Origin of the sequence: Pseudomonas sp. NPDC089406, assembly GCF_044900265.1 — a bacterium.
Taxonomy (GTDB): domain Bacteria; phylum Pseudomonadota; class Gammaproteobacteria; order Pseudomonadales; family Pseudomonadaceae; genus Aquipseudomonas; species Aquipseudomonas fakonensis.
Map to the genome: position 1 here is coordinate 1 of NZ_JBJDNC010000083.1, position 4,299 is coordinate 4,299.

General features: G+C 63.8%; 5 protein-coding genes. 4 read left to right on the plus strand and 1 reads right to left on the minus strand.

The annotated features are described in order from the left end of the window. Positions 1 to 267: 267 nt before the first annotated feature. Positions 268 to 1,665: a purine-cytosine permease family protein gene (locus ACI2KK_RS28845; RefSeq protein WP_404671632.1), complete on the minus strand. Its 1,398-nt coding sequence runs from the start codon at positions 1,663 to 1,665 to the stop codon at positions 268 to 270. A 255-nt stretch (positions 1,666 to 1,920) separates the two neighbouring features. Between ACI2KK_RS28845 and ACI2KK_RS28850 the strand changes: the two genes are divergently transcribed. The 4 genes from ACI2KK_RS28850 to ACI2KK_RS28865 all read left to right on the plus strand — a co-directional run bounded on the left by ACI2KK_RS28850 (position 1,921) and on the right by ACI2KK_RS28865 (position 4,122). Further along, positions 1,921 to 2,805 carry an EamA family transporter gene (locus ACI2KK_RS28850; RefSeq protein WP_217838827.1) on the plus strand — a complete coding sequence of 295 codons (885 nt, stop codon included), beginning with the start codon at positions 1,921 to 1,923 and terminating at the stop codon, positions 2,803 to 2,805. 156 nt (positions 2,806 to 2,961) lie between these two features. Further along, on the plus strand, positions 2,962 to 3,282 hold the full coding sequence (locus ACI2KK_RS28855; protein ID WP_217838826.1) for a heavy metal-binding domain-containing protein: 321 nt from the start codon (positions 2,962 to 2,964) through the stop codon (positions 3,280 to 3,282). Between the two features lie 142 nt (positions 3,283 to 3,424). After that, positions 3,425 to 3,613 (plus strand): hypothetical protein, encoded by a 189-nt coding sequence (locus ACI2KK_RS28860; protein ID WP_217838825.1) that lies wholly within the window; start codon positions 3,425 to 3,427, stop codon positions 3,611 to 3,613. 203 nt (positions 3,614 to 3,816) lie between these two features. Then, complete coding sequence (locus tag ACI2KK_RS28865; RefSeq protein WP_404671633.1) at positions 3,817 to 4,122, plus strand: hypothetical protein; 306 nt, start codon at positions 3,817 to 3,819, stop codon at positions 4,120 to 4,122. Positions 4,123 to 4,299 lie beyond the last annotated feature (177 nt).

Here is a 4,299-nt window from a genome sequence, read left to right on the forward strand (position 1 = left end):
CGCCGATCGGGCCAGGGACGGCCCGTCGGCGCGTACCTGCGGAGCAAGCCCGGAGCGAGGGAACCCCCGAAGCGCAGCGTAGGGGGCCGGATGATAGGAGCAGGCGGTTTTGCCTACTTTTGCCAAGACAAAAGTAGGCCGCCGTAAGGGCGGAAAGGTGACGAAAAGCGCATATCGTCGATGAATGCGCATACATCTACCAAAGCAATCATCATAAGCCCGAACCCGAACCCGAACCCGAACCCGAACCCGAACCCGAACCCGATCTCACCGCCCCCCAGGCACAATAATCCCCGCCGGCACCTCACGCCCCCGCCGCCGCGCCACGCAGTAATACAGCACGCTAGGCACCACCAACCCGATCAACCACGACACATCCACGCCCCCCAAATGCGCCACCATCGGCCCGGTATACAGCTTGGTGTCGATAAACGGCATCTGCACCAGCACCCCAAAGGTGTAAACGCCAATGCCAGGCCAGTTCCAACGCCCGTAGCGCCCGTCCGGGTCGGCCAGCGCCGGGATGTCGTAGCGCTCCTTGGTGATGAAGTAGTAGTCCACCAGGTTCACCGCACTCCACGGCACGAAGAAGGTCAGCAGGAACAAAATGAACGACTTGAACGCGCTGAGGAACGAATGCTGCCCCAGCAACGCCACCAGGGTGGCCGCGCCAACGATCACCAGCACGAACACCAGGCGTTGCAGGCGGCTGATCTTAAGGTGGCCGCGGAACCCGCTGATGATGGTGGCGATGCACATGAAGCTGCCGTAGCTGTTGAGCGTCGAGATGGTTACCTTGCCGAAGGCGATGCAAAAGTACAAAAGCGCCGCCGTGCTGCCGGCACCACCCAAACCGACGATGTAGGCCACCTCGCGCCCCGAGAACTGCCCGCCGGCAATGGCTGCGGCAAATACCCCGAGGATCATCGACGCCTGGGCGCCAAGCACCGAGCCCAGGCCTGCGGCCAGGAAGGTCTTCACCGGCGAGGTGCTGCTCGGCAAATAGCGCGAGTAGTCGGCCACGTAAGGGCCGAAGGCGATCTGCCAGGACGCCGCCAGCGACACCGCCAGCAGGAAGCTGGCCCAGCTGAAGTGGCGGTTGTCGAGCAACTGGCCGATGTCGGCCAGCAGCAGGATGCGGCTGAACAGGTAGACGAAGGCGATGATGCCCAGCACGCTGGCCACCCGGCCGATCCAGTGAATCACCCGGTAGCCGGCCAGCGTGGCCAGCACGATCACCCCGGCGAAGATCAGGATGCCAGTGCTGTCGCTGACGCTGAGCAACTGGCCGATGGCTTGGCCCGACAGCACCGTGCCGGTGGCGGTAAAGCCCAGGTACATCAGGCACACCAGCACCATGGGGATAGCCGCGCCATACACGCCGAACTGCACGCGGCTGGAGATCATCTGCGGCAGCCCCAGGCGCGGGCCTTGGGCGGCATGCAGGGCCATCACCGCGCCGCCGATCAGTTGGCCGAGCAACAGCCCGATCAGCGACCAGAACACATCACCGCCCAGCACCACGGCCAGGGCCCCGGTGACGATGGCGGTGATCTGCAGGTTGGCACCCAGCCACAGGGTGAACTGGCTGTACACGCGCCCGTGGCGCTCGGATTCTGGAATGTAGTCGATCGAGCGCCGCTCGATCACAGGTTTGCTGGACATCAGGGAGGGCTCCGCTTCGTTGTTGTTTTAGGCGGTTATATCGGCGCGACGAGGGCCATGGCCGAGCTTTGATATGAGCATGTCTATACAAGTAAGGTCAAGTGAAGGATTCCACCCCCGTGAACGATCCACTTGGGCCATCACAGCGCACTGTTACGCAAGGGCTTTGCCTAACTGTGCTGGTCCGTGGGCCGGGAATAACCTTATGCTGTAACCAAATATGACTAGAACAAGCCTGAAGAAGGAATGCGTGCCATGCCACTCAAGGACCTGCTGATCGCCCTGGTGGTGATCATCGCCTGGGGCGTCAATTTCGTGGTGATCAAGGTCGGCCTCGACGGCCTGCCGCCGATGTTGCTCGGCGCCCTGCGCTTTGCCCTGGTGGCGTTCCCGGCGGTGCTGCTGGTCAAGCGCCCGAAGCTGCCGTGGCGCTGGCTGATCGCCTATGGCGCGACCATTTCGCTGGGCCAGTTCGCCTTCCTGTTCCAGGCCATGTACAGCGGCATGCCGCCGGGGCTGGCCTCGCTGGTGCTGCAGTCGCAGGCCTTTTTCACACTGGGCTTTGCTGCATTGTTCCTCGGTGAGCGCCTGCGCCTGGCCGGCGTGATCGGTTTGTTGGTGGCTGCCGGCGGGCTGGCGGTGATCGGCAGCGAGAACAGCAGCCACGTGCCGGTGATCGCCTTGTTGCTGACCCTGTGCGGCGGCGCCATGTGGGGCATGGGCAACATCATCACCCGGCGCTTCGGCAAGGTCGACCTGGTGGCCCTGGTGATCTGGGGCGGGTTGATCCCGCCGCTGCCGTTTCTGGCCTTGTCGTGGTGGCTGGAGGGGCCGGAGCGCATCAGCCATGCGCTGCTCAACATCAGCTGGAGCTCGGTGCTGGCGTTGATCTACCTGGCCTTCGTCGCCACCATGCTGGGCTACAGCCTGTGGAGCACACTGCTGTCGCGCCACCCGGCGGGCAAGGTGGCGCCGTTCTCGCTGCTGGTGCCGGTGATTGGCTTGAGCTCCTCGGCGCTGCTGCTGGGCGAGCGCCTGAGTGCGGCCCAGGGCTGGGGCGCGCTGCTGGTGATGCTGGGCCTGTTGATCAATGTCTTCGGCCCGCGCCTGGGCCAGCGCCTGCGCGCCGCCAGCGTGTAGGAGCCGGCTTGCCGGTGATGAGGTTGTAACGTTCTGCACAGAACCTTGCCGGCTGCGCCGGATCGCCGGCAAGCCGGCTCCTACAGGGGGCAGCTTGCCTGGAGGCTCTGTTAGACTCGGCGTCTTTTTCAATGCCAGCCGCACGGAGCCCCACCCATGATCATCTCCACCACCAGCCAGCTCGAAGGCCGCCCTGTCGCCGAATACCTCGGTGTGGTCAGCGCCGAATCGGTGCAGGGGATCAACTTCGTGCGCGATTTCTTCGCACGCTTTCGCGACTTCTTCGGCGGCCGCTCGCAAACCCTGGAGAGCGCGCTGAAGCTGGCCCGCGAGCAGGCCACCGAAGAATTGCAGGCGCGGGCACGGCTGTTGCACGCCGATGCAGTGCTGGGTGTGGACTTCGAAATCAGCATGCCGTCGGTGCAGGGCGGCATGGTCGTGGTGTTCGCCACCGGTACTGCGGTGCGCTTGAAGTAAGGCCAAGTGCCACTGGTCGGGCAAGGCGGTTTTGTCCGGCTGGTCTGCAAATGACCGGCTAGTCTCACTTCATCTGGGCCGCAGCTTACACAGGCGGGCGCATTGCCTGCCGGCACGGTCACCATTGGAGGGAGACAAGGGCATGAGCGAATCCTACTTCGAAGATTTGAACGATTCATTTCCGATCAACAGCCAGGTGCGCTGTGGCCAGGCGGCGTTTCGTCTGGGCTTTGCCCACATGACCCTGGATGATTCGGAGCAGTTGCAACCTGCGCACCTGCAGCGCAGCAAGAAGGGCCGCTTTACCCCGCGTGTTCCGTCGAAGAAGTAACCCTCTTTAGACTGCATCAGGGCTATCGCCGGCAAGCCGGCTCCTACAGGGGGCTTGGCTGCCGGGGCTTGGTCAACCGCTCAGTGGTCTGCTTTTCCTTCATTTTGTTGATCCCGCGCAGAGAATCGGCAGGTCGCCCTCGCCGTTGGCGCGGCTGTGTGTTTTTCTTGCGCGGCATTCGACTACAGGGAGTACCGCCGCCGATGCGAATCAGGGAAGCAACCTACTGGCAATGGGCCGATGCGCAACTGCACAGCCGCAGCCACGATGAAGAACTCAGCGACGGCACCAGCCTGGATGTGCAGGTGCGCTTGTCGCGGTTGGGGGCGACCCAGCTGTTTCTGGGGCTCTATGCACGTAATGGCGAGGCGTTGCTGGAGGAGTACTACCCGGCGCGGCCGGGCGAAACCATGACCCGCGCGCTGGTGTGGGGCGTGGACCGGGCGCGGGCGTTGGCGACCGGGGCCTTGCCGATGCCGGGGCAGGTGCCGCGCAGGTTGCAGGCCTGAGCGGGATCCTTCTGGCGTAATTGTCAAAAGCTGGCGTGGCCCCTGTAGGAGCGGGTTTACCCGCGAATCAGACGACACGGTAGATGGCACCGGCTTTGCCGGTGTTCGCGGCTGAAGCCGCTCCCACAGGGACCGTATAGCCTTCAAACCTGCGCCGTACTTGTAGGAGCCGGCTTG